A 21,404-nucleotide genomic window follows, 5' to 3' on the forward strand; every position below is an offset into this window, starting at 1 on the left:
CACCGCCCAGCGTAGTCTGGCGAGGTGACCACGGACTGGGCCGCGCTGGGGCCGATCGACCTCCACGCGCACTCCCGGGAGTCGGACGGGACGGATGCGCCGGGCGATGTCGTGCGCGCCGCCGCGGCCGCGGGGCTCGGCGCCGTCGCGCTCACCGACCACGACACCGTGAGCGGCTGGGCTGAGGCGAGCGACGCCGCGCGCGAGACGGGCGTCGCGCTCATCCCGGGCGTCGAGTTCTCGGCGCAGCTCGGGCCCGCGAGCGTGCACGTGCTCGGCTACCTGCTCGACCCCGAGTCGGCGGCGTTCGTGGGGGAGCGGGAGCGGATCCGGCTCGAGCGGCTCGAGCGCGCGGAGCGCATGGTGCACGCGATCGGCCGCGACTACCCGCTGACGTGGGAGCACGTCGAGGAGCACTCCGCCCCGGGCGCGACGATCGGCCGCCCGCACATCGCCGACGCGCTCGTGACGCTCGGGATCGTGCCCGACCGCTCGGCGGCGTTCGAGGGCATCCTGCACTGGCAGGGCGGCTACTACCAGCCGCACCACGCCCCCGACCCGACCGAGGCGATCGGCATCATCAAGCAGGCCGGCGGCGTCGCGGTGCTCGCGCACCCGGCGGCGCGGGGCCGCCCGGTGATGCGGATGCGCGCGCTCGGCACGCTCGTGGATGCCGGGCTCGACGGCATCGAGGTGTGGCACCGCGACAACGACGAGGCGTCGCGCCGGGTGCTGCTCGCCGATGCCGAGCGGCACGGCCTGCTCGTGACGGGCTCGAGCGACTACCACGGCTTCGGCAAGCCCAACCGGCTCGGGGAGCACACGACCGAGCCCGAGGTGCTCGCCGAGCTCGTGCGCCGCGCGACCGGCTGGTCCCCGGTCCTCCCCGCCTGACCCGCGCCCGCAGAGTCCCGGCACTCTGCTGTTCTCGTGCCTGCCGCGCGCAGAGTGTCGGCACTCTGCGACTGCGGGCGATCAGGAGCGGGTCAGGCCTGCGGTGCTTGGGGCGCGCCCGCGCCGCCCGTGCGGCGACGACGGCGACGGCGCTGCGTCGGCGCGGCATTGCCGTCGCGGTGCTCGGCGCCCCCGCCGTCGTGCGTGCCGCGCCCCTCGGGCGTGCCCGACGCATCCGCCTGCTGTCCCTCGCCGCCGGAGCGGCCGCTGCCGCCACGTCGACGGCGCTGCCCGCCGCCGCCCTGCTCGCCGCCGCGTCCCCGGTCGCCGCCGCGGCCGCGCTCACCGCTGCGACCGCGGCCGCCCGCGGCCGAGCCGTCGCCCGCCGCGTACTCGGCGATGTGCTCGCGCTTCGCGTCCTTGTTGGGCGGCGTCGTCGTCAGCCGGCCCTTCGAGCCGACCGGGATGCCCAGGTCGCTGTAGAGGTGCGGGCTCGACGAGTACGTCTCGAGCGGCTCGGGGCGGCCGAACTCGAGGGCGCGGTCGATGAGCGACCACTTGTGCAGGTCCTCCCAGTCGACGAACGTGACCGCGATGCCGGTGCGGCCTGCGCGGCCCGTGCGGCCCACGCGGTGCAGGTAGGCCTTCTCGTCCTCGGGGATCGTGTGGTTGATGACGTGGGTGACGTCGTCGACGTCGATGCCGCGCGCGGCGACGTCGGTCGCGATGAGCACGTCCTTCTTGCCCGCCTTGAACTGCGCCATCGCGCGCTCGCGCGCTTCCTGGCTCATGTCGCCGTGCACCGCGGCGGCCGCGAAGCCGCGGTCGATGAGCTCCTCCGTGAGGCGCGAGGCGGCGCGCTTCGTGCGCGTGAAGATGACGGTCTTGCCGCGGCCCTCGGCCTGCAGGATGCGCGAGACGACCTCGTCCTTGTCGAGCGCGTGCGCGCGGTAGACGACGTGCTCGATGTTGGCCTGCGCGATCGTCTCGTCGACGCCCGCGGCGCGGATGTGCAGCGGCCGCGACATGAAGCGGCGCGCGAGCGCGACGACCGCGCCCGGCATCGTCGCCGAGAAGAGCATCGTGTGCCGCACGGCGGGCACCTTCGAGAAGATCTTCTCGACGTCGGGGAGGAAGCCGAGGTCGAGCATCTTGTCGGCCTCGTCGAGCACGATCTCCTTGACGTTGGAGAGGTCGAGGATGCGCTGCTGCGAGAGGTCGAGGAGGCGCCCGGGGGTGCCGACCACGATCTGCGCGCCGGCCTTGAGCTGCTCGACCTGGCCCTCGTAGGCCTTGCCGCCGTAGATGGAGACGATCGTCGTCGGCCGGTTGGAGGTGATGAGCTCCATGTCCTCGGTCACCTGCACCGCGAGCTCGCGCGTGGGCACGACGATGAGCGCCTGCACCCCGCGCTCGGGCTCGGGGCCGAGGCGCTGCGCGAGCGGCAGGCCGAACGCGAAGGTCTTGCCGGTGCCGGTCTTCGCCTGGCCGATGATGTCCTGTCCGGAGAGCGCGAGCGGGATCGTCTGCGCCTGGATGGGGAAGGGCTCGAGGATGCCGCGGTCGGCGAGCGCCTGGACCATGTCGGCATCGATGTTGAGGTCTTGGAAGGTCAAGAGGGGGTTCCGCCTGTTCGTTATCTGGCTCCAGCGTACAAGGGGCATGCGAGGCGGGCTCCCTGCACGCCCATAGACTGCACGACTGTGGTGAAGTGGTTCGACCGGACGCCGCGCGACGTCACGCGCCAGCTCCTCAGGCACCATCGGGTGCCGGTGGTCGGCGACCGCGTGCTGCTGCAGGATGTGCGGCCCGCGCTCGTGCCGTTCGTGGGCCAGGCGCTCGGCCTCGAGCTCGACCTCGTCGCGAAGGCCGGCCGCGTGCTGCAGGCCGCGCCGTCGGCCGAGGCGCAGGTCGCGCTCTCGGAGGTCGTCCGCATCCTCGCCACGCGCGCGACTGCGTTCGCGCGCATCCTCGAGGGGGAGGGCGTCGAGGCGGAGGACGCGATGCGCCCCTTCGCCGACTCGACGCGCGAGTTCTCGAAGCTCGTCGCCGGCGCCGACTGGTACGAGGAGCTGCTCGCGGTGCACGTCGTGAGCGGACTGCTGGAGGACTTCTTCGTCGCGATCGTGCCGGGCCTGCCCGAGGAGGATCAGGACGCGATGCTGCGCGCGCTGCGCGGCGAGAGCGCGCACCCGCAGCTCGTGAAGCTGCTGCTCGCGGCGATCGAGCAGACGCCCCGGCTCTCGGACCGGCTCGCGGTGTGGGGAAGGCGGCTCGTCGGCGACGCGCTGCTGCAGATGTACCTCGCGGTCAACGGCCCCGACGACGCCGGTCGAGCGGTGCCGAGCCAGCAGCGGCTCGAGCCGGCGTTCAACGACATCGTCGCCTCGCACACGCGCCGCATGGACGAGCTCGGCCTCACGGCCTGACAGCCCCCGTCGGTCGAGTAGCCGGCGTATCGAGACCCCGTCGGTCGAGTAGCCGGCGCATCGAGACCCCGTTGGTCGAGTAGCCGGCGCAGCCGGCGTATCGAGACCCCGTTGGTCGAGTAGCCGGCGCAGCCGGCGTATCGAGACCCCGTTGGTCGAGTAGCCGGCGCAGCCGGCGTATCGAGACCTACGCCCGCTTCGCGGCCGTCAGCTCCGCGAGGTACTCCCGGTCGGCCTGCTCGCGGCGCTTCGGCAGCAGCCGCGGCAGCACGAGGGCGACCACGGTCGCGGCCGCGAGGCACACGAGCCACAGCCACAGGGCATCCGCCCCGACGCCCGCGAGCATCCCGATCGTCCAGACGATGCCCGCAGCGGCGGCCGACGCGCCCGGGCTCAGGAAGAGCCCCATCCACTCGCGACCCGGCAGCGCGTAGCGCGCGAAGAGCCCGATCGCCGCGCCGAGCACCATCGGCACCAGGACGAGGATGGCCATCAGGCCACGAAGCCGATCTTGCGCGCCGTCTCGCTGCCGATCTCGACGTAGGCGATGTTCGCGCTCGGGACGATGTAGCGGTGGCCCTTCGCGTCGTCGATCGCCAGGTGGCCCGCGTCGAGCGCGCTCAGCACGAGCGCCTGCACCTCCTCGGCCGTCTGCGACGAGTCGAACGAGATCTCGCGGGGCGAGTCCTTGATGCCGATGCGGATGTCCATGCCTCTGAGGATAGGCGATGGGATGCGGGCGCCCGCGCCGTTCCGCCGTGGGCGATCAGCGGGGCGAGCACCTGTGTCGGCGGCCGTCGATACCGTGGGCGCGTGCCAGAGCGAAGCCTCACCATCGACGCCTCCGAGCGGGCGCTCGCCGCCCCGCTCGACGCGTCGCAGCGCGCCGTGCTCGAGCGGCCCGACGACGCTTGCGCGATCGTGCTCGGCGTCGCGGGCTCCGGCAAGACGACGACGCTCGTCGAGCTGGCCGCCGACCGCCTCGCGCGCGGCCTCGACCCGGCGCGGCTGCTCGTCGTCGCGGGCTCTCGGCAGGCCGCGACGGCGCTCCGCGACCGGCTCGCGCACCGCACGGCGATCGTCACGCCCGGCCCGCTCGCCCGCTCGATGCCGTCGTTCGCGCACGCGCTCCTCACCGCCGCGGCGCTCGCCGACGAGCGGCCCGTGCCGCAGCTGCTCTCCGGCGCCGAGCAGGACCGGATCATCGCCGCGATGCTCGCCGGCCACGTCGACGACGAGGCGGCGGGCACCGCGAGCGGGCCCGAGTGGCCCGAGCACCTGCACGCCGAGGTGCGCGAGCAGGCGGGGTTCCGCGCCGAGCTGCGCGAGCTGCTCGCCGCGGTGCAGGAGCGGGGGTGGGATGCGTCGACGCTCTCCGCGCTCGCGGCCGAGCGCGCGGTGCCCGAGTGGGCGGCCGCCGCGCAGTTCCTCGACGAGTTCGGGCGGCTCCAGCGGCTCGAGCGGCGCGGCGCCGAGGCCATGACCGCGGCGTCGCTGCTGCGGCGCGCGGCGAGCGCGATCGCCGAGACCGAGGTGCCGTTGCCGAGCCTCGTGCTCGTCGACGACGCGCAGGAGGTCACCGAGGGCGCCGTCGTCATGCTCGAGGCGCTGGCCGCGCGCGGCGCGACGGTCGTCGCGTTCGGCGACCCCGACACGACGACGGGCGCGTTCCGCGGCGCCGACCCGGCGCTGCTCGCGGCGCTGCCGACGCGGCTCGGCTTCGCGGGGGAGGCCGGCCACCGGCTCGAGCTCGCGGTCGACCACCGCCACGGCGCGCGCGTGCGCGCGTTCCTCGCGAAGGCCGCCGAGGGCATCGGCACGGCCGGCGCGGGCGCGCACCGGCGCGCGACCGCGGGCGGATCGAGCGCGGAGGACGTGCTCGAGCTGCACCTCGCGCAGTCGCTCGACGAGCAGGCCAGGCGCATCGCGCGGCTCATCCACGAGCGCCGCGCGCGCGGCGTCGCCTTCGACGACATCGCGATCATCGCCCGCACCGGGCGCTCGGCGGCCGAGCTCGGCTCGCTCCTCTCGGCGCTCGAGGTGCCGGTCGCATCGGGCGGGCCGACGCGGTTGCGCGAGACCGAGGTCGTCGACGCGCTCGTGAGCGTGCTCGCGGTCGCGACCGGGCGCCGCGAGCTCGACGCCCAGCTCGTCGAGGAGCTGCTGCGCAGCGACCTGCTCGGCCTCGACGCGCTCGCGGTGCGGCGGCTCAAGCGCGCGCTGCGCCACCGCATCGTCGCGGCGGGCGGCGCCGTGCACGTCGCGGGCGCCGAGCTCGTGCGCGCCGCGATCGCCGATCCCGAGCAGCTCGAGGGGCTCGCGGGCGCGCGGCAGGGCGCGGCCGCGGCGCGCCGGCTCGTGCGCATGCTCGCCGACGCCCGCGCGCTCCTGACCGCCGACGACCCCGCCGGCGCCGACCGCGTGCTGTGGGCCGTCTGGAGCGCCGCGGGCGTCGCCGAGGGCTGGCGGCGCACCGCGCTCGGCGGCGCGGGCGTCGAGCGCGCGCTCGCCAACCGGCGGCTCGACGCCGTCGTCGCGCTCTTCGACCAGGTCGCGCGACTCATCGAGCGCCGCCCCGACGCCGACACCGGCACGTTCGTCGACGCGTGGCTCGCCTCGAGCGTTGACGACGACTCGCTCGCCGCCCGCGCCGAGGGCGCCCGCGTCGCGATCGGCACGCCCGGCCAGTTCGTCGGCCGCGAGCTCGACACCGTCATCGTCGCGGGCCTGCAGGACGGCGTCTGGCCGAACCTGCGGCCGCGCGGCTCGCTGCTCGGCGCGAACCGCCTCGACGGCGATCCGACGGAGGACGCGCGCGCCGGCGTGCTGCACGACGAGCTGCGCACCTTCGTCAAGACCGTCTCGACCGCGCGCGCGGCGGTGCTCCTCACGGCCGTTGCGAGCGACGACGAGCAGCCCTCGCCCTTCGTGCTGACGGTCGACCCGGAGCCGACGCCCGGCGCCGACGACAGCTGGCACTCGCTGCGCTCGCTCGTCGCGAGCCTGCGCCGGCGGGTCGTCGACCAGCGGCACGACGCCGGTGCGGCCGCGAGCGCGCTGCGCCGGCTCGCCGAGGCGGGCGTGCCGGGCGCCGACCCGCGCGAGTGGGCGGGGCTCGCGCCCGTCACGACGACCGAGCGCCTCGACGCGAGCGAGCAGGTGCGCGTGAGCCCCTCGGCGCTCCAAGGGCTCGTCGAGTGCGAGCTCTCGTGGGTCATCGGTCGGCTCGCCGGCGGCACGTCGAACCGCGCCGCGGCACTCGGCACGATCGTGCACGACGCGGTCGAGCACGTCGACGCGACCGACGCCGCGGCGATCGAGGCGGCCGTCGACGCCCGCTTCGCCGAGCTCGACCACCCCTCCGCGTGGGAGGCCGCGCAGCAGCGGGCCGAGGTCGTGCCGATGGCCTCGGCCCTCGCGGGCTACTTCCAGGTGCTGCGCGGCGCCGGCTGGCGGATCGAGCGCGACGAGCGCGAGGCGCGCTTCGAGGTCGAGGTCGGCGGCGCCGTGCTCTCGGGCGCGATCGACTGGCTCGAGCACGGGCCGAGCGGCGAGGTGCGCATCGTCGACCTCAAGACCGGCAAGCGCGTGCCGAAGGCCGTCGAGGGCCTCGGCAACCTGCAGCTGCGCGCCTACCAGCTCGCGGTCGCGCTCGGCGGCGTCGAGGGCATCGAGGCGGGCGCGCAGACCTCCGCGCGGCTCGTGATGCCCAAGCTTGCCCGCAAGGACAAGACGATCGACTCCGAGCCCTTCGACGAGGTGGCGGATGCGTTCCACGAGCACTTGCGGACGGCGATCGAGACCATGGGCGGCGCGGTCTTCACCGCGCGGCCCGAGCTGCACTGCAACGACGACTACAGCTTCGGCCAGTGCGCCATCCACGTCATCCCGGAGGTGACCGAGTGACCCGCGAGATCACCCCCGAGGAGCTCTCCGACGCGCTTGCCGCGGCGAGCGGGAAGCCCGGACAGCGACCGACGCCCGAGCAGTCGGCCGTCATCGCTGCGCCCGAAGCGCCGACGCTCGTCGTCGCGGGCGCGGGGAGCGGCAAGACGCACACGATGGCGCAGCGCGTGCTGTGGCTCGTCGCGAACGGCCGCGTCGCGCCCGACGAGGTCCTCGGCCTCACGTTCACGCGCAAGGCCGCGCGCGAGCTCGCCGAGCGGCTGACGAAGGAGCTCGCTCTGCTCGCCAAGGCGAACCTCCTCGATGCCGAGGTCGCCGCGACGCGCCGCCCCGTCGTGCAGACCTACAACTCCTTCGCGAGCGCGCTCTTCCGGGAGTGGGCGCTGCTCATCGGTCGCGACCCCGAGTCGGAGGTGCTCACCGACCCCGCGGCGTTCCTGCTCGCGCTCCGCGTCGCCCGCGCTTCCGACGACCTCCGGCTCGCCTCGCTCGGCCGCGCCGAGACCGTCGCCGACCGCGTCGTGCAGCTCGCCGGCACGCTCGGCGACCACCGCGTCTCGACCGAGCGGCTGCGGCGCGGCCGCTACCCCGAGCGGTTCCGCGCCCTGCAGGCGCTCCGGACCGCCGACGAGCCGAAGCTGTTCAAGGCGGCGCACGCGAAGGTGATCGCGCAGGACGTCGAGCGGGTCGGGAGCCTCGACCCGCTCGCCGACCTCGTCGACGCGTTCGACGAGGCGAAGCGCCGGCGCAGCGCCGTGCAGTTCAGCGACCAGGTGCGGCTCGCGCTCGACGCGATCGACGCGCACGAGGGCGCCGTCACCGAGCTCCGCGCCCGCCACCGCGCGGTGCTGCTCGACGAGTTCCAGGACACCTCGGTGCTGCAGCTGCAGCTCATCCACGCGCTCTTCGACGGCACCCCCGTCATGGCGGTCGGCGACCCGAACCAGGCGATCTACGGCTTCCGGGGCGCGAGCGCCGGCACGCTCGCGCTCTTCGCGCAGCGCTTCCGGGTCGAGCGCACGCTCACCCTCTCGACGAGCTGGCGCAACGACGAGAGCGTGCTCGCGCTCGCGCACGCGGTCGCGAGCCGGCTGCCCGAACAGCCCGGTGTGCCGGTCAAGCGGCTCGAGCCGCGGGAGGGCGCGGGCCCCGGCGACGTCGCCGTGCGGCACCTCCCGACGATCGAGGACGAGTCGCGCGAGCTCGCCGCGTGGCTGCGCTCCCACGGGGCGGGCGTCGCGGGCTCCGAGACGACCGCCGCCGTGCTCGTGCGCTCGCACTCGCAGGGCGTCGAGCTCACCCGCGCGCTGCGCGCCGAGGACATCCGCGTCTTCCGCTCGGGCGGCGGCGGCCTGCTCGACGAGCCCGAGGTCGTCGACCTCGTCGCGGCGCTGCGCGTGCTCGGCCGGCCCGAGGAGGGCTCGAGCCTCGTGCGGCTCCTCGCCGGCAGCCGCTGGCGCATCGGCGTCGCCGACCTCGCCGCGCTCCAGCGGCACGCGTCGATGCTCGCGAAGGCGGGGCTGAGCCCCGAGCAGCGCAGCGCCGACCGCGGCGCGATCGCCGTCGAGGCGAGCGTGTCGATCGTCGACGCGCTCGATGCGCTCGTCGACTCGCCGCGGCTCGAGGGCGCGACGGCGGAGGGCCTCGCGCGCTTGCGCGACGCCGGCGCGCTGCTGCGCGAGCTGCGCCGCCGCGCCGGCATGCCGCTGCCCGAGCTCGTGCGGAGCGTCGAGCACGCCCTGCGACTCGACATCGAGGTCGCCGCGAAGCGCCACCACGCGCACGGCGCGCTCGACGCCTTCGCGCGCGAGGTGCAGGCCTTCGCCGCGGCGGACGAGCGCGGCTCGCTCGAGGCGTTCCTCGCCTACCTCGATGTGCTCGAGGCGGGCCGAGGCCCCGACGTGCCCGAGCCCGAGGCGGAGCCCGGCTGGGTGCAGGTGCTCACGATGCACGCCTCGAAGGGCCTCGAGTGGGACGTCGTCGCGCTCCCGCGGCTCGCGGCCGCGAAGGCCGACGACCGGCCGCTCGGCTGGCTCACGCACGCGACGCTCCCGTACCCGCTGCGCGGCGACGCGTCGCTGCTGCCGCGGCTCGACTGGGAGGGCCACGCGACGCAGCTCGAGTACGCGCTCGCGCGCGAGCACTTCCTCGAGGAGCTGTGGGACCACTACCAGTCGGAGGAGGACCGCCTCGCGTACGTCGGCGTCACGCGCGCTCGGCGCGCGCTCTGGCTCTCCGGCGCGCAGTGGTACGGCATGGCGAAGACGCCCGCGAGTCCCAAGCGGCTGCTCGAGATCGCCGCGGGCGCGATGGGCGCCGAGCTGCTCGAGGCGCCCGAGCGGGGCGCCGAGAACCCGCTCGGCGATCGCAGCCCCTCGCTCGCGTGGCCCGTCGACCCGCTCGGCAGGCGTCGCGAGGCGGTCGAGGCGGCCGCCGCGCGCGTCGAAGCGGCGGATGCGTCGGCCGAGACCCCGTGGGACGACGCGATCGAGCTCCTGCTCGCCGATCGCGGCCAGGCCGGACTCTCGCTCCCGAGCCGCATCGCCGCATCCGGCTTCAAGGACTGGGCGGCCGACCCGGTCGCGGTCGCGCGGGCGATCGCGCGTCCGATGCCGCAGGAGCCGTTCGCCGCGACGCGGCTCGGCACGCTCTTCCACGGCTGGGTCGAGCGCCGCGGCAGCACCGTGAGCCTCGGCGACGCGGTCGACGACGCGCCGCTCGACGACGAGCTCGTCGGCATCGACGCCGAGCGGCTCGAGCGGCTCAAGCAGACCTTCCTCCGCTCGCCCTACGGGGCTCGGCAGCCGACCGAGACGGAGCTCGAGATCCACTTGCCGCTCGCCGGCACGACCGTCGTGTGCAAGATCGACGCCGTCTACCGCGACGGCGACCGCGCGACGGTCGTCGACTGGAAGACCGGGCGGCTGCCCTCGGGCGACGCCGACCTCGAGGCGCGGCAGCTGCAGCTCGCGCTCTACCGCGCGGCCTACGCGGCGCACGCGGGGCTCGACCCCGAGCTCGTCGACGCGGAGCTGTACTTCGTCGAGCACGACCGGATCATCCGGCCGGAGCGGATCGAGTCGCTCGCCGAGCTCGAGGCCCGGTGGCTGCGGGCGCAGCAGGCGGTCGCGGAGGCGTCAGCGCTCGGGTGACGCCTCGGTGCTCGAGCCCTGCTCGGGCGCGTCGCTCGCGGCCGGCTCGCCGAGGTACTCCTGCACGCCCGTGAGGTCCATCGTCTCGAGCCGCTCGGGCGCGATCGCCGCCGTCGGGTCGCGGTCGACGCGCGCGAGCAGGCCCGCGAGCATCCGCTTCGCGTCGTCGACGATCGCGGTGTCGCCGCGCTCGACGCCGTGCAGCAGCCAGCGGGCGATGTCGAGCTCGGCGTGGAGCATCGCACGCTGCCGCACATGCCGGTCGCCGGCCCCGCGCGCGGCGGCGTGCGCCTCGAACGCGTCGTCGACGCTGCCGAACTCGCTCGAGCCGAGCAGGAAGGCGAGGTCGCGCGCCGGGTCGCCGACCGAGAGCGCGTGCCAGCCGTCGATGCCGACGACGCGCGCGCCCTCGACGCGGAAGGCGGGCGCCTGGAGGTCGCCGTGCACGAGCGTGGGCTTGAACTGCCACAGCCGGTCGTCGCCGAGCGCGCCCTCCCAGCGCTCGAGCAGCGGCGCTGGCACCGAGCCGGTCGCGGCGGCGCGGTCGAACGTCGCGAGCAGGTGCTGGCGCAGCGTCATCGCGCTCTCGTGCGGGAGCCCGGCGTCGGCGGCGACCGACGTCGGCAGCTCGTGGATCGCGGCGATCGCCGCACCGACGCTCGTCGAGAGCCCCGGTCGAGCGGGGGAGATGTCGGCGAGCCGCATCGGCTCGCCGCCGAGTCGCGAGAGCACGTACAGCGTCGACTTCCCCGCCGAGGTCGTGCCGAGCACCGTCGGCACGTCGAAGGGCAGCCGCGAGCGCGTCGCGAGCGTGAGCGCGGCGAGGCCGGCGGCGTGCGCCTTCGCGGCGGTCAGCGCGGCGACCGATCGCGGCAGCACCACCTGCACCACCTCGCCGCCGGCGAGCCGCGCCGCGACGACCGAGCGGTGCTCGTCGGAGCCGTCCTCCGTCGCCCCCACGACGTCGAGCCCCGGCACGGCCGTCGTGGCGAGCGCGGATAGGGTGAAGGGGTTCGTGCTCATGGATGCCAGGCTAGGCCGACCTCGACCGGGGGAGACCGCGCCACGCGACGGAGGTGACGTGCAGGTTCCCCCGCTCGCCCGCTCGGCCCTCGACCGAGACCACGCCGGGCGCATCGGCGCCGATGCGGTCGCGCGCGCGCTCGAGCAGCCCTCGACGCGCGTCATCGCGATCGCCGGCGACCGCGCGCCCGTGCGCGACGGCGCGCTCGTGCGGCTGCGCCCCGACGAGCTCCCGCCCGGGGCGCGGCACGTCGAGCCGCGCGTGCCGCTCAGCTGGCTCGGCCGCGCGCCCGCGCCCGACGGTGCCCCTGGCGGGGTCGTGCTGAGCATGCTCGTCGCGGAGCCGTTCGACGTCGAGGGGGCCGAGTGGCGATCCCTGCGCGAGGTCGGCGCCGAGCTCGACGACGCCGACGCCGGCGCGTTCGTGCAGGCCGTCGCGCTCGGCGTCTGGCAGCGCGAGAGCCACCACAGCCCGGTCGACGGCTCGGCGGCGGGCTTCGAGGAGTCCGGCTGGGTGCGGCGCGACGCGAGCGGCGGCGCCCACTTCCCCCGCACCGACCCGGCGGTCATCGTCGCCATCCACGACGCATCCGACGAGCGCATCCTGCTCGGCCACAACGCCGCCTGGCCGGAGGGCCGCTACTCGCTCATCGCCGGCTTCGTCGACCCGGGGGAGTCGCTCGAGGCGGCGGTCGTGCGCGAGGTGCGCGAGGAGACCGGGCTCGCGGTCGCCGACGTGCGGTACCTCGGCTCGCAGCCGTGGCCCTTCCCGCGCAGCCTCATGATCGGCTTCGAGTGCGTCGCGGCCGACCCCGACGCGCTCGTGGCCGACGGCGTCGAGATCCTCGATGTGCGCTGGCTCACGCGCGAGGAGCTGCGCTCTGGCGTCGTGCAGCTGCCCGGGCCCACGTCGATCGCGGCGTGGATCATCGACGCGTGGCTCGAGCGGTGAGCCGCGAGTCCAAGCCCGACGCCGAGCGCATCCTCGCCGGGCTCGATGAGCAGCAGCGGCTCGCGGCGACGACGCTCGGCGGCCCGGTCGCGATCCTCGCCGGTGCCGGCACGGGCAAGACGCGCGCGATCACTCACCGCATCGCCTACGGCGTCGCGACCGGCGAGCAGGTCGAGCACGCGTCGCTCGCCCTCACGTTCACGAGCCGGGCGGCGGGCGAGATGCGCACGCGGCTCGCGCGGCTCGGCGCCGGCGGCGTGCAGGCGCGCACCTTCCACGCCGCGGCGCTCGCGCAGCTCTCGCACTTCTGGCCGCGCGTGACGGGCTCGCGCATGCCGAAGCTCCTGCCGCAGAAGGCGTCGACGCTCGCCGACGCCGCCGCGCAGCTGCACCTCCGGCTGCCGACCGCGCAGCTGCGCGACGCGGCGGGCGAGATCGAGTGGCGCAAGTCGCAGGCGATGACGATGGAGGACTACGGCGTGCAGGCGCGCGTGCGCCCGCTGCCGACGGGCATCACGCCCGAGGCGATGATCGACCTCCACATGGCCTACGAGCGGGTGAAGGACGAGCGCCGGCTGATCGACTTCGAGGACGTGCTGCTCGCCACGACCGGCATGCTCGAGCGCGAGCCCGTCGTCGCCGACGAGGTGCGCTCGCGCTACCGCCACTTCACGGTCGACGAGTACCAGGACGTCTCGCCGATGCAGCAGCAGCTGCTCGCCGCGTGGCTCGGCGACCGCCGCGACGTGTGCGTCGTCGGCGACCCGAGCCAGACGATCTACTCGTTCGCGGGCGCCGACCCCGCCGGGCTGCAGCGCTTCCTGCACGAGCACCCCGACGCCGAGCTCGTGCGGCTCGAGCGCTCCTACCGCTCGACGGGCGCGATCGTCGGTCTCGCGAATCGGCTCATGCGCGGGCGCGATGCGCTCACGCTCGAGGCCGCCTCGGGCGAGCACGGCGTCGAGCCCGGCGTGTCCGAGCACGCGAGCGACTCCGCGGAGGCCGCCGCGATCGCCGCGGCGGTGCGCGGGCAGGTCGCCGCGGGCGCCGACCCCGGGCAGATCGCCGTGCTCACGCGCTTCCACGCGCAATCGGGCCTCATCGAGCAGGCACTCGCGTCGGTCGGGCTCTCGTCGACCGTGCGCGGCTCCGTGCGCTTCTTCGAGCTGCCGGTCGTCAAGCGGGCGCTCATGATGCTGCGCAGCGCGCCCGCCGACGGGCGGCCGATCTTCCAAGCCGTCACCGACATCGTCATCGGGCTCGGCTACCGCGCCGAGCCGCCGTCGAGCCACGGCGAGGAGCGCGCTCAGTGGGATGCGCTGCACGCGCTCGTGACGCTCGCGGAGGAGACCGGCGGCACCGACCTGCCCGCCTTCGCGCACGATCTCCAGCGGCGCGCCGCGACGGAGCACGAGCCGACTGTCGCGGCCGTCACGATCGCGACGATCCATGCCGCGAAGGGCCTCGAATGGCAGCACGTGCACGTGTGCGGGCTCGCCGAGGGCCTGCTGCCGATCTCGCACGCCACCTCGCTCGCCGAGATCGACGAGGAGCGGCGGCTGCTCTACGTCGCGATCACGCGCGCGCAGCGCTCGCTCTCGCTCACGTGGGCCCGCAGCTCCGGCCACGCCGTCAGGCAGCCGTCGCGATTCCTCGCGGAGCTCGGTGCCGGCAGGCCCGCCGCGCGCGCCGGATCGCGCTGACCCCTCCGTCGCGCTGGCGCACTCGCGCGCCCCAGCCCTCCGGCAGCTCGTCCTGGCCGATGCGGCGGAGCGCCCCGAGCACCGTCACGACGGTCTGCGCCGCGGCGATCGCGCTCGGCACGGGCGCGAGGTGCGCCGGCAGCAGCGCCTCGTCGTCGATCGCGCACTCTGCGCAGCCGCCGCCCGCCGGCACGAAGGGGCCGATCTGCACCCACGCGTCACCGACGACCACGGGCAGGTGCGCGGCGCCCGAAGCCACGAGCCGGTCGCGCTCGCGGTAGGGCAACCGCCACGGCGCCACCGGCAGCACGAGCGCGTCGCCACCGGCGAGGTCTCCGGCGCGGTGCCCGGCGCGGTCGAGCGCGCGATGCAGCTCGAGGGCGAAGGGGATGCGTCCCCGCACGAGCGCAGGGACGGCGGGCGGCAGCGGCTCGAGCGCGGGCTCGAGCGCCTCGAGCAGCGCCGCGGCCAGCTCGTCGCCGAGCACGTGCTCGAGCTCGCGGCGCACGACCCCGCGCATGAGGAGCGCGAGCCCGCGGAGCGTCGCGTCGTCGGCCGGCAGCTCGGCGACGGGCTGCTGCGCGCCGACCGTCACGCGGTCGGGGGCGCTGCGGAAGACGGCGAGGTGCGGGTCGAGGCGGAGCATGGCGGCATGGTGCGCCAGTCCCGGGCAGCGCGTCGGCGGCTCTCCACAGCGCGGTGGAGCTGAGAGCGACGACGCTTTCGCGTCGTCGCGGCGACCCCAGCGCCGGGGCCCGTCTCGGGCCCCGGTTCAGCGCTGCTCCGCGCCGCCTGCCTCGTCCTCGCCGTCGCCCGACTCGTCCTCTCTGCGCTCCTCGTCGTCCGCCGGCGCTGCCGCGTCACCGCGCTCCGCGTCGTCGAGCAGCTCCTGGAGCGCGAGGTCCATCTCGTCGAGCTCGCCGACGCCGCGCAGCCTCGCGATGACGCGCGACGGGTCGTCGATGTCGGCCGAGCCCGGCATGAGGTCGGCCTGGTCCCACAGCGAGTCGCGCACCTCCGGACCCACGGCATCCGTCACCGCGTGCCAGAAGGCGGCAGCCTCGCGCAAGCGCCGCGGCCGGATCTCGAGGCCGACGAGCGTGCCGAAGGCCTTCTCAGCAGGTCCGCCCGTCGCTCGCCGGCGGCGGACGGTCTCGGCGATCGCGTCGCGCTTGGGCAGCCTCGCGGTCGCTGCCTCGGTCACGGCGTCGACCCATCCGTCGATGAGGGCGATCGTCGTCTCGAGCCGCGCGAGCGCCTCGACCTGCTCGGGCGTCTTCGGCGGGATGAGCGCGCCGCTGCCGAGCGCCTCGCGCAGCTCCTCGGGGTTCGTGGGGTCGAACGACTCGGCGAGCTCCTCGAGCCGGTCGATGTCGATGCGGATGCCCTCGGCGTACTCCCGCACGGAGGAGAGCACGTGCAGGCGCAGCCAGCGCGCGTGGTGGAACAGGCGCGCGTGCGCGAGCTCGCGCGCGGCCATCCAGATGCGCACCTGGTCCTCGGGGATCTCGAGCCCCTCGGCGGCGGAGCGCAGGTTGACGGGCAGGAGCGCCGCGGTGTCCTCGAGCAGCGGGAAGCCGAAGTCACCGCCCGCGATCGTCTCGCTCGCGAGCTGGCCGACGACGTTGCCGAGCTGCATCGCGAACATCGTGCCGCCGACGTTGCGGAGGATGCGCTCGGCTCCCACGAGCATCTCCCGCGCCTCCTCGGGCGCGTGCTCCTGCATCGCGCTCGTGAGCGCGTTCGCGATGCTGTTCGCGACCGGCTCGCTCATCTCCTGCCACACGGGGATCGTCGCGTCGACCCACTGCTGGCGCGACAGCAGCGTGAGCGAGCTCGCGGCCGCGCCGATCTCGGTCGTCTCGCTCAGCCAGAGCGCGGCGAGGTCGGCCGCTTGCCGCACCGCGTCGCGCTCGGCGGTCGTCACCGAGCCGGGGTCGCGCTGCACGACCGCCGCGGCCTGCCGCTGCGCCGCCGACCAGTCGATGCCGTCGTCGTTGCGGGCGAGCGCGGCCTGCAGCTGCGCCATGAGCGCCTGCAGCTGGGCCGGGTCGCTCGGCATCCCGGCGGCACCGGCGAGGCGCGACGGATCGATCGGCCCCTGGCCGGAGAGGAACTGCTGGAGCATCTCCCGCAGCTCGTCCTCGGGGCGGCGGTCCTCGGGCTCCTCAGGCATGCGACTACGCTAGCCGCAGCATGTCCGAGCCCGCCGGGTATCCGCCCAACCAGCCATCCGCCGTCCGCGAACACCGGGCTCAGCCCCGCTTCCCGGACGTGCGGCCGCGCCGCTTGCGCCGCGCCGGCTGGGTCGCGCTGGGCGTGACCGGCGTCGCTTCGCTCGCGCTCGCCTTCGTGCCCTCGCCCTACATCGTCGAGGTGCCCGGCCCGACCTTCGACACGCTCGGCGCGACGGATGCCGGGGACCTCATCGAGATCGAGGGCGCCGAGACGTTCCCGACCGAGGGCGAGCTGCGGCTGCTCACGGTCTCGCTGCTCGGCAACCCCGAGCGCCCGCTCACCTGGGTCGACGTCGCGCGGGCGTACGTCGACCCCTCGCGCGCGATCATCCCGATGGAGGCCGCGTATCCGCCCTCGGTGTCCGTGCAGGACGCGAACGAGGCCGGCCGGATCGAGATGCGCAACTCGCAGTCGGCAGCGGTCGCGGCCGCGCTCCTGCACCTCGGCGAGCCGGTCGAGAGCGACGTGCGGGTCGCGGGCGTCATCGAGGGCTCGCCCGCGGAGGGGCTGCTCGAGGAGGACGACCGCATCCTGCGCGTCAACGGCGACACCGCCTACGACGTCTACTCCATCCGCGCATCCATCGCCGCCGCCGACGGGGCGTCGACGTTCGACATCGAGCGCGACGGCGAGCAGCTCACGGTCGAGGTGACGCCCGTGACGGAGGGCGAGCAGCGCATCGTCGGCATCTACCCCGCGAACGAGTTCGCGTTCCCCTTCGAGGTCGACATCCAGCTGCCGAACGTCGGCGGGCCGAGCGCCGGCATGATGTTCGCGCTCGGGATCGTCGACGAGCTCACGCCCGGCGCGATGACCGCCGGCACGCGCTGGGCGGGCACCGGCACGATCGCGGCGCTCGGCGAGGTCGGCGGGATCGGCGGCATCGTGCAGAAGATGCACGGCGCGATCGACGCGGGCGCGACCCACTTCCTCGCCCCGGCCGCGAACTGCGCCGAGGTCGTCGGCCACGTGCCCGAGGGGCTCACCGTCTTCGCCGTCTCGACGCTCGACGAGGCCGTCACCGCGATCGAGACGGTCGCCGAGCAGGGGGACACCGGCGCGCTCCCGACGTGCGAAGCGCGAGCGGGCTCCTGACGGTGCCCGGCTCATAGGACCGGCCGATAGCATGACCGCACCGCCCGCCGAGCCCCCTCTTGGAGCATCCCGACGTGTCTGACAACGCCGCCCGACCCATGCCGACGACCGTGCCGACCCGCAGGAGGCCGTCGCCGCTGCTGATCACGGTGATCGTCGTCGTCGCGATCCTCGGAGCGTTCGTGCTCTTCTCCGGCTTCTACGCCGACATCCTGTGGTTCGACCAGCTCGGCTTCCTGCAGGTGCTGCAGACGCGCTGGCTGTCGATGCTCGTGATGTTCCTCATCGGCTTCCTCGGCATGGCGGTGCCGCTCGCCCTGAGCGTGCAGATCGCCTTCCGCTCGCGGCCCGTCTACGCGCAGCTCAGCTCGCAGCTCGACCGCTACCAGGAGCTCGTCGAGCCCCTGCGCCGCGTGGGCATGTGGGCGGCCCCCGCCGTGCTCGGCCTCTTCGCGGGCATCGCCTCGGCGTCGCAGTGGGAGACGGCGCAGCTGTGGCTGCACCGGAAGCCCTTCGGCGAGACCGATCCGCAGTTCGGCTTCGACGTCGGCTTCTACGTCTTCGAGCTGCCCTTCTACCAGTCGATCGTCAGCTTCGCGCTCGCGGTGCTGTTCATCTCCCTCGTCGCGGCGCTCGCGACCTCCTACCTCTACGGCGCGATCCGCGTCACGGGCCGCGAGTTCCGCATCTCGCGCTCCGCGCGCATCCAGCTCGCCATCACGGGCGCGCTCTACATGCTCGCGCTCGGCGTCTCGATCTGGCTCGGCCAGTACGCCTCGCTCGCCATGCCCGCGCAGGGCTTCCTCGAGACCGGCGCCGGCTACACCGAGGTCAACGCGTCGATCCCCGGCGCGCAGATCATGGCCGGCATCGCCGGCCTCGTCGCGGTCTTCTTCATCATCACCGCGATCATCGGCCGCTGGCGCGTCGCGATCGTCGGCACGGCGCTGCTCATCGCGTCGTCGCTCGTCGTCGGGGTCGCCTACCCCGCGATCGTGCAGCGCTTCCAGGTCGACCCGAGCGCGAGGACGCTCGAGGCCGAGTACATCCAGCGCAACATCGACGCGACCCGCGCCGCGTGGGGCGTCGACGAGATGGTCGAGACGACCTCCGACGCGCGCACCGACGCCGAGCCCGGCGCGCTGCGGGAGGACGCGGAGACGGCCGCGAACATCCGCATCATCGACCCCGCGCTCGTCACCGACGCGTTCGCGAACCTGCAGGAGTACCGCCAGTACTACGGCTTCCCCGAGCAGCTCGACGTCGACCGCTACGAGATCGACGGCCAGACGACCGACACCGTGATCGCCGTGCGCGAGCTCGACCTCTCGGGACTCGACGAGGACAGCTGGTACAACCGCCACATCGTCTACACCCACGGCTACGGCGTCGTCGCGGCGTACGGCAACCAGCGCGGCCCCGAGGGGCAGCCGGTCTTCCTGCAGGCGGGCATCCCGACCGACGGCGCGCTCGGCGACTACGAGCCGCGCGTGTACTTCGGCGAGTCGACGCCCGACTACTCGATCGTGGGCGGCCCCGAGGGCTCGCCCGACCTCGAGCTCGACTACCCGCGCTCGACCGAGGAGGGCAGCGGCAACGCGACCACGACCTTCTCGGGCGAGGGCGGCCCGAAGCTCGACTCCTTCCTCTCCAGGCTCGTCTACGCGCTCAAGTTCCAGTCGGAGCAGATCATCCTCTCCGACGCCGTGAACGAGGAGTCGCAGATCCTCTACGACCGCGACCCGCGCCAGCGGGTCGGCGAGGTCGCGCCCTTCCTGACGCTCGACACCGACACCTACCCGGCGGTCGTCGACGAGCGGCTCGTGTGGATCGTCGACGGCATGACGACGTCGTCGTCGTTCCCCTACGCATCCCACCGCTCGGTCGCGCAGACGATCGCCGACAGCACGAACCCGAACCCCGGGTTCACGCCGGGCGACATCGTCAACTACATGCGCAACTCGGTCAAGGCCGTGGTGGATGCGTACGACGGCTCGGTCACGCTGTACGCGTGGGACACGGAGGACCCGATCCTGCAGGCGTGGCAGGAGATCTACCCCGGCACCATCCGTCCGATGAGCGAGATGTCGGGCGAGCTCATGAGCCACGTGCGCTACCCGGCCGACATGTTCAAGCTGCAGCGCAGCATCCTCGGCGACTACCACGTCACCGACCCGGCCACCTTCTTCTCGGGCGACGACCAGTGGGCGACGCCCTCCGACCCGACGTGGTCGAGCACGCAGACGCAGGCGCCGCCGCAGCCGCCGTACTACCTGACGATGTCGGTCGATGGGCAGGACCCCGCGTTCACGCTCTACTCGACCTTCATCCCGAGGGACGGCCGCGAGGTGCTGTACGGCTACCTGTCGGTGAACGCCGACGCGGGAGGCACCGCGGGCGAGCGGCTCGAGAGCTACGGGCAGCTGACGCTGCAGATGCTGCCGAAGGACCGCTCGATCCCCGGACCCGGCCAGGTGCAGAACACCTTCGACACCGACGACCAGGTCTCGCGCGAGCTCAACCTGCTGCGCCAGGGCGCGTCCGACGTGATCAACGGCAACCTGCTGACCCTCCCGGTCGGTGGCGGCCTGCTCTACGTGCAGCCGGTCTACCTGCGCTCGACGGGAGCGACGTCGTTCCCGGTGCTCCGCAAGATCCTCGTGGCGTTCGGCGACGACATCGCCTTCGAGGACACGCTCGACGAGGCGCTCGACGCGCTCTTCGGCGGCGATTCCGGCGCCGACGCGGGTGACTCGGGCGTCGACCCGAACGCCGAGGAGCCGACGGAGCCGGGCGCAGAGGCACCCGACGCCGACCTCCAGGCGCAGCTCGACACCGCGCTGCAGGACGCCGTCGCGGCGATCCAGGCGCGCCAGGCCGCGTACGCCGAGGGCGACGTCGTCGCCGCCGCCGAGGCGGAGGTCCGGCTCAACGAGGCGGTGCAGCGCGCGGTCGACATCTCGGCCGAGATCGAGGGCACCGTGGCGCCCGAGGTCGCGCCGGAGGAGTCGGCTCCCGCCGAGGAGCCGGCGACGAGCGAGACGGTCGCGCCCTAGCCGGTTTGGCGTTCCGCCCCGCGGCTGATAGAGTCTCTTCTTGTGCCGCGGGGTGGAGCAGCTCGGTAGCTCGCCGGGCTCATAACCCGGAGGTCGCAGGTTCAAATCCTGTCCCCGCAACGAAGTCCGCGAACTGCGGCACACGGAAGAGGCGCCCGAGAGGGCGCCTCTTCTGCATCTCCGACAGGCGGCGTAGCGTCCCGGCATGGGCTTCGACGTCCCCGCCGACGCGTACGACCGCTTCATGGGCCGCTGCTCGCGGCCGCTCGCGCGCGAGTTCGCCGACTTCGCAGGCATCCGTGCGGGGAAGGCCCTCGATGTCGGCAGCGGTCCCGGCGCGCTCGTCGATGAGCTGCGCTCGCGCGGCGCGACGGTCACCGCCATCGACCCCTCGCCCCCGTTCGTCGCGGCGGTGCGCGAGCGCTACCCGGGCGTGCGGGCGCTCGAGGGCACGGCCGAGGCGCTGCCCTTCGTCGACGCGTCGTTCGACGCGTCGCTCGCGCAGCTCGTCGTGCACTTCATGGCGGATGCGCCGGCGGGCGTCGCCGAGATGGCTTGCGTCGTGCGCCCCGGCGGCACCGTCGCCGTGTGCGTGTGGGATCACGAGCGGGGTCCGTCCGGGCCGTTCTGGGCGGCCGTCGCGGCGCTCGGCGAGGCAGGCATCGAGGCGCCGCCGCCGCGGCTCGGCACGCGCCGCGGCGACCTCGCGCGGCTGCTCGCGGGCGCCGGACTCGAGGGCGTCGTCGAGGCGCCGATCGAGGCGGTCGTGCGCGTCGCCTCGTTCGACGAGTGGTGGGCGCCGTTCGAGCTCGGCGTCGGGCCCGTGGGCGACCTCGTCGCGCGACTTGGCGACGCGGGTCTCGAGCGGCTGCGCGAGCGCTATCGCGAGCTGCTGCCCGCGCCGCCGTTCGAGCTGCGGGCGCTCGCGTGGGCGGCGCGCGGCACGCGCGCTTGAC

At 74.5% G+C, this 21,404-nt stretch carries 15 protein-coding genes and 1 tRNA gene; 10 read left to right on the plus strand and 6 right to left on the minus strand.

What is annotated here, in order from left to right:
* Window positions 1-24: 24 nt before the first annotated feature.
* Complete coding sequence (locus ACP7BI_RS07400) at window positions 25-894, plus strand: PHP domain-containing protein (protein ID WP_425844755.1); 870 nt, start codon at window positions 25-27, stop codon at window positions 892-894.
* A gap of 92 nt (window positions 895-986) precedes the next feature.
* Here the strand turns inward: ACP7BI_RS07400 and ACP7BI_RS07405 are convergent, their stop codons facing one another.
* A complete protein-coding gene (locus ACP7BI_RS07405) occupies window positions 987-2,558 on the minus strand; it encodes a DEAD/DEAH box helicase (protein ID WP_425844756.1) in 1,572 nt (523 codons plus the stop codon).
* A 39-nt stretch (window positions 2,559-2,597) separates the two neighbouring features.
* Between ACP7BI_RS07405 and ACP7BI_RS07410 the strand changes: the two genes are divergently transcribed.
* A complete protein-coding gene (locus ACP7BI_RS07410) occupies window positions 2,598-3,323 on the plus strand; it encodes a ferritin-like fold-containing protein (RefSeq protein WP_211448380.1) in 726 nt (241 codons plus the stop codon).
* 187 nt (window positions 3,324-3,510) lie between these two features.
* Here ACP7BI_RS07410 and ACP7BI_RS07415 read toward each other — a convergent pair whose 3' ends face one another.
* The gene (locus ACP7BI_RS07415) at window positions 3,511-3,816 is read right to left on the minus strand and encodes a hypothetical protein (RefSeq protein ID WP_425844758.1); all 306 of its coding nucleotides are present in this window, start codon (window positions 3,814-3,816) and stop codon (window positions 3,511-3,513) included.
* Window positions 3,816-4,034, minus strand: a complete 219-nt coding sequence (locus tag ACP7BI_RS07420) for a DUF3107 domain-containing protein (RefSeq protein ID WP_425844760.1) — start codon at window positions 4,032-4,034, stop codon at window positions 3,816-3,818. Before ACP7BI_RS07420 ends, ACP7BI_RS07415 begins: the two co-directional genes overlap by 1 nt.
* Before the next feature lie 102 nt (window positions 4,035-4,136).
* On the opposite strand from ACP7BI_RS07420, the gene ACP7BI_RS07425 reads away from it, so the two are divergent.
* Together ACP7BI_RS07425 and ACP7BI_RS07430 are read left to right on the plus strand one after the other, a co-directional pair.
* Window positions 4,137-7,229: a PD-(D/E)XK nuclease family protein gene (locus tag ACP7BI_RS07425; RefSeq protein WP_425844762.1), complete on the plus strand. Its 3,093-nt coding sequence runs from the start codon at window positions 4,137-4,139 to the stop codon at window positions 7,227-7,229.
* On the plus strand, window positions 7,226-10,381 hold the full coding sequence (locus ACP7BI_RS07430) for a UvrD-helicase domain-containing protein (protein ID WP_425844764.1): 3,156 nt from the start codon (window positions 7,226-7,228) through the stop codon (window positions 10,379-10,381). The genes ACP7BI_RS07425 and ACP7BI_RS07430 overlap by 4 nt, the downstream gene beginning before the upstream one ends.
* Here ACP7BI_RS07430 and ACP7BI_RS07435 read toward each other — a convergent pair.
* Window positions 10,367-11,404, minus strand: coding sequence for a phosphotransferase (locus ACP7BI_RS07435; RefSeq protein WP_425844766.1), 1,038 nt, complete (start codon window positions 11,402-11,404; stop codon window positions 10,367-10,369). The two genes, ACP7BI_RS07430 and ACP7BI_RS07435, sit on opposite strands and share 15 nt — an antisense overlap.
* Before the next feature lie 58 nt (window positions 11,405-11,462).
* On the opposite strand from ACP7BI_RS07435, the gene nudC reads away from it, so the two are divergent.
* Entirely contained in the window at window positions 11,463-12,356 is an 894-nt protein-coding gene (gene nudC / locus ACP7BI_RS07440; RefSeq protein ID WP_425844768.1) for an NAD(+) diphosphatase, read from the plus strand.
* Complete coding sequence (locus ACP7BI_RS07445; RefSeq protein WP_425844769.1) at window positions 12,353-14,059, plus strand: ATP-dependent helicase; 1,707 nt, start codon at window positions 12,353-12,355, stop codon at window positions 14,057-14,059. The genes nudC and ACP7BI_RS07445 overlap by 4 nt, the downstream gene beginning before the upstream one ends.
* Here ACP7BI_RS07445 and ACP7BI_RS07450 read toward each other — a convergent pair.
* Both ACP7BI_RS07450 and ACP7BI_RS07455 read right to left on the minus strand, forming a co-directional pair.
* Window positions 13,989-14,705, minus strand: coding sequence for a hypothetical protein (locus ACP7BI_RS07450; protein ID WP_425844770.1), 717 nt, complete (start codon window positions 14,703-14,705; stop codon window positions 13,989-13,991). The two genes, ACP7BI_RS07445 and ACP7BI_RS07450, sit on opposite strands and share 71 nt — an antisense overlap.
* 126 nt (window positions 14,706-14,831) lie before the next feature.
* Window positions 14,832-16,235: a zinc-dependent metalloprotease gene (locus ACP7BI_RS07455; protein WP_425844771.1), complete on the minus strand. Its 1,404-nt coding sequence runs from the start codon at window positions 16,233-16,235 to the stop codon at window positions 14,832-14,834.
* Between the two features lie 20 nt (window positions 16,236-16,255).
* Here ACP7BI_RS07455 and ACP7BI_RS07460 point away from each other — a divergent pair, with 20 nt between their 5' ends.
* The 4 genes from ACP7BI_RS07460 (at window position 16,256) to ACP7BI_RS07475 (ending at window position 21,403) form a co-directional block, all read left to right on the plus strand.
* A complete protein-coding gene (locus ACP7BI_RS07460) occupies window positions 16,256-17,392 on the plus strand; it encodes a YlbL family protein (protein WP_425844773.1) in 1,137 nt (378 codons plus the stop codon).
* Between the two features lie 98 nt (window positions 17,393-17,490).
* Window positions 17,491-20,448 (plus strand): UPF0182 family protein, encoded by a 2,958-nt coding sequence (locus tag ACP7BI_RS07465; protein WP_425844994.1) that lies wholly within the window; start codon window positions 17,491-17,493, stop codon window positions 20,446-20,448.
* Window positions 20,449-20,494: 46 nt separating this feature from the next.
* Window positions 20,495-20,568 (plus strand) — tRNA-Met (locus ACP7BI_RS07470).
* An 85-nt stretch (window positions 20,569-20,653) separates the two neighbouring features.
* Window positions 20,654-21,403, plus strand: coding sequence for a class I SAM-dependent methyltransferase (locus tag ACP7BI_RS07475; protein WP_425844774.1), 750 nt, complete (start codon window positions 20,654-20,656; stop codon window positions 21,401-21,403).
* Window position 21,404: the final 1 nt, after the last annotated feature.

Source organism: Agrococcus sp. TSP3-2-1, from assembly GCF_049897585.1.
In the GTDB taxonomy this organism is placed as follows: domain Bacteria; phylum Actinomycetota; class Actinomycetes; order Actinomycetales; family Microbacteriaceae; genus Agrococcus.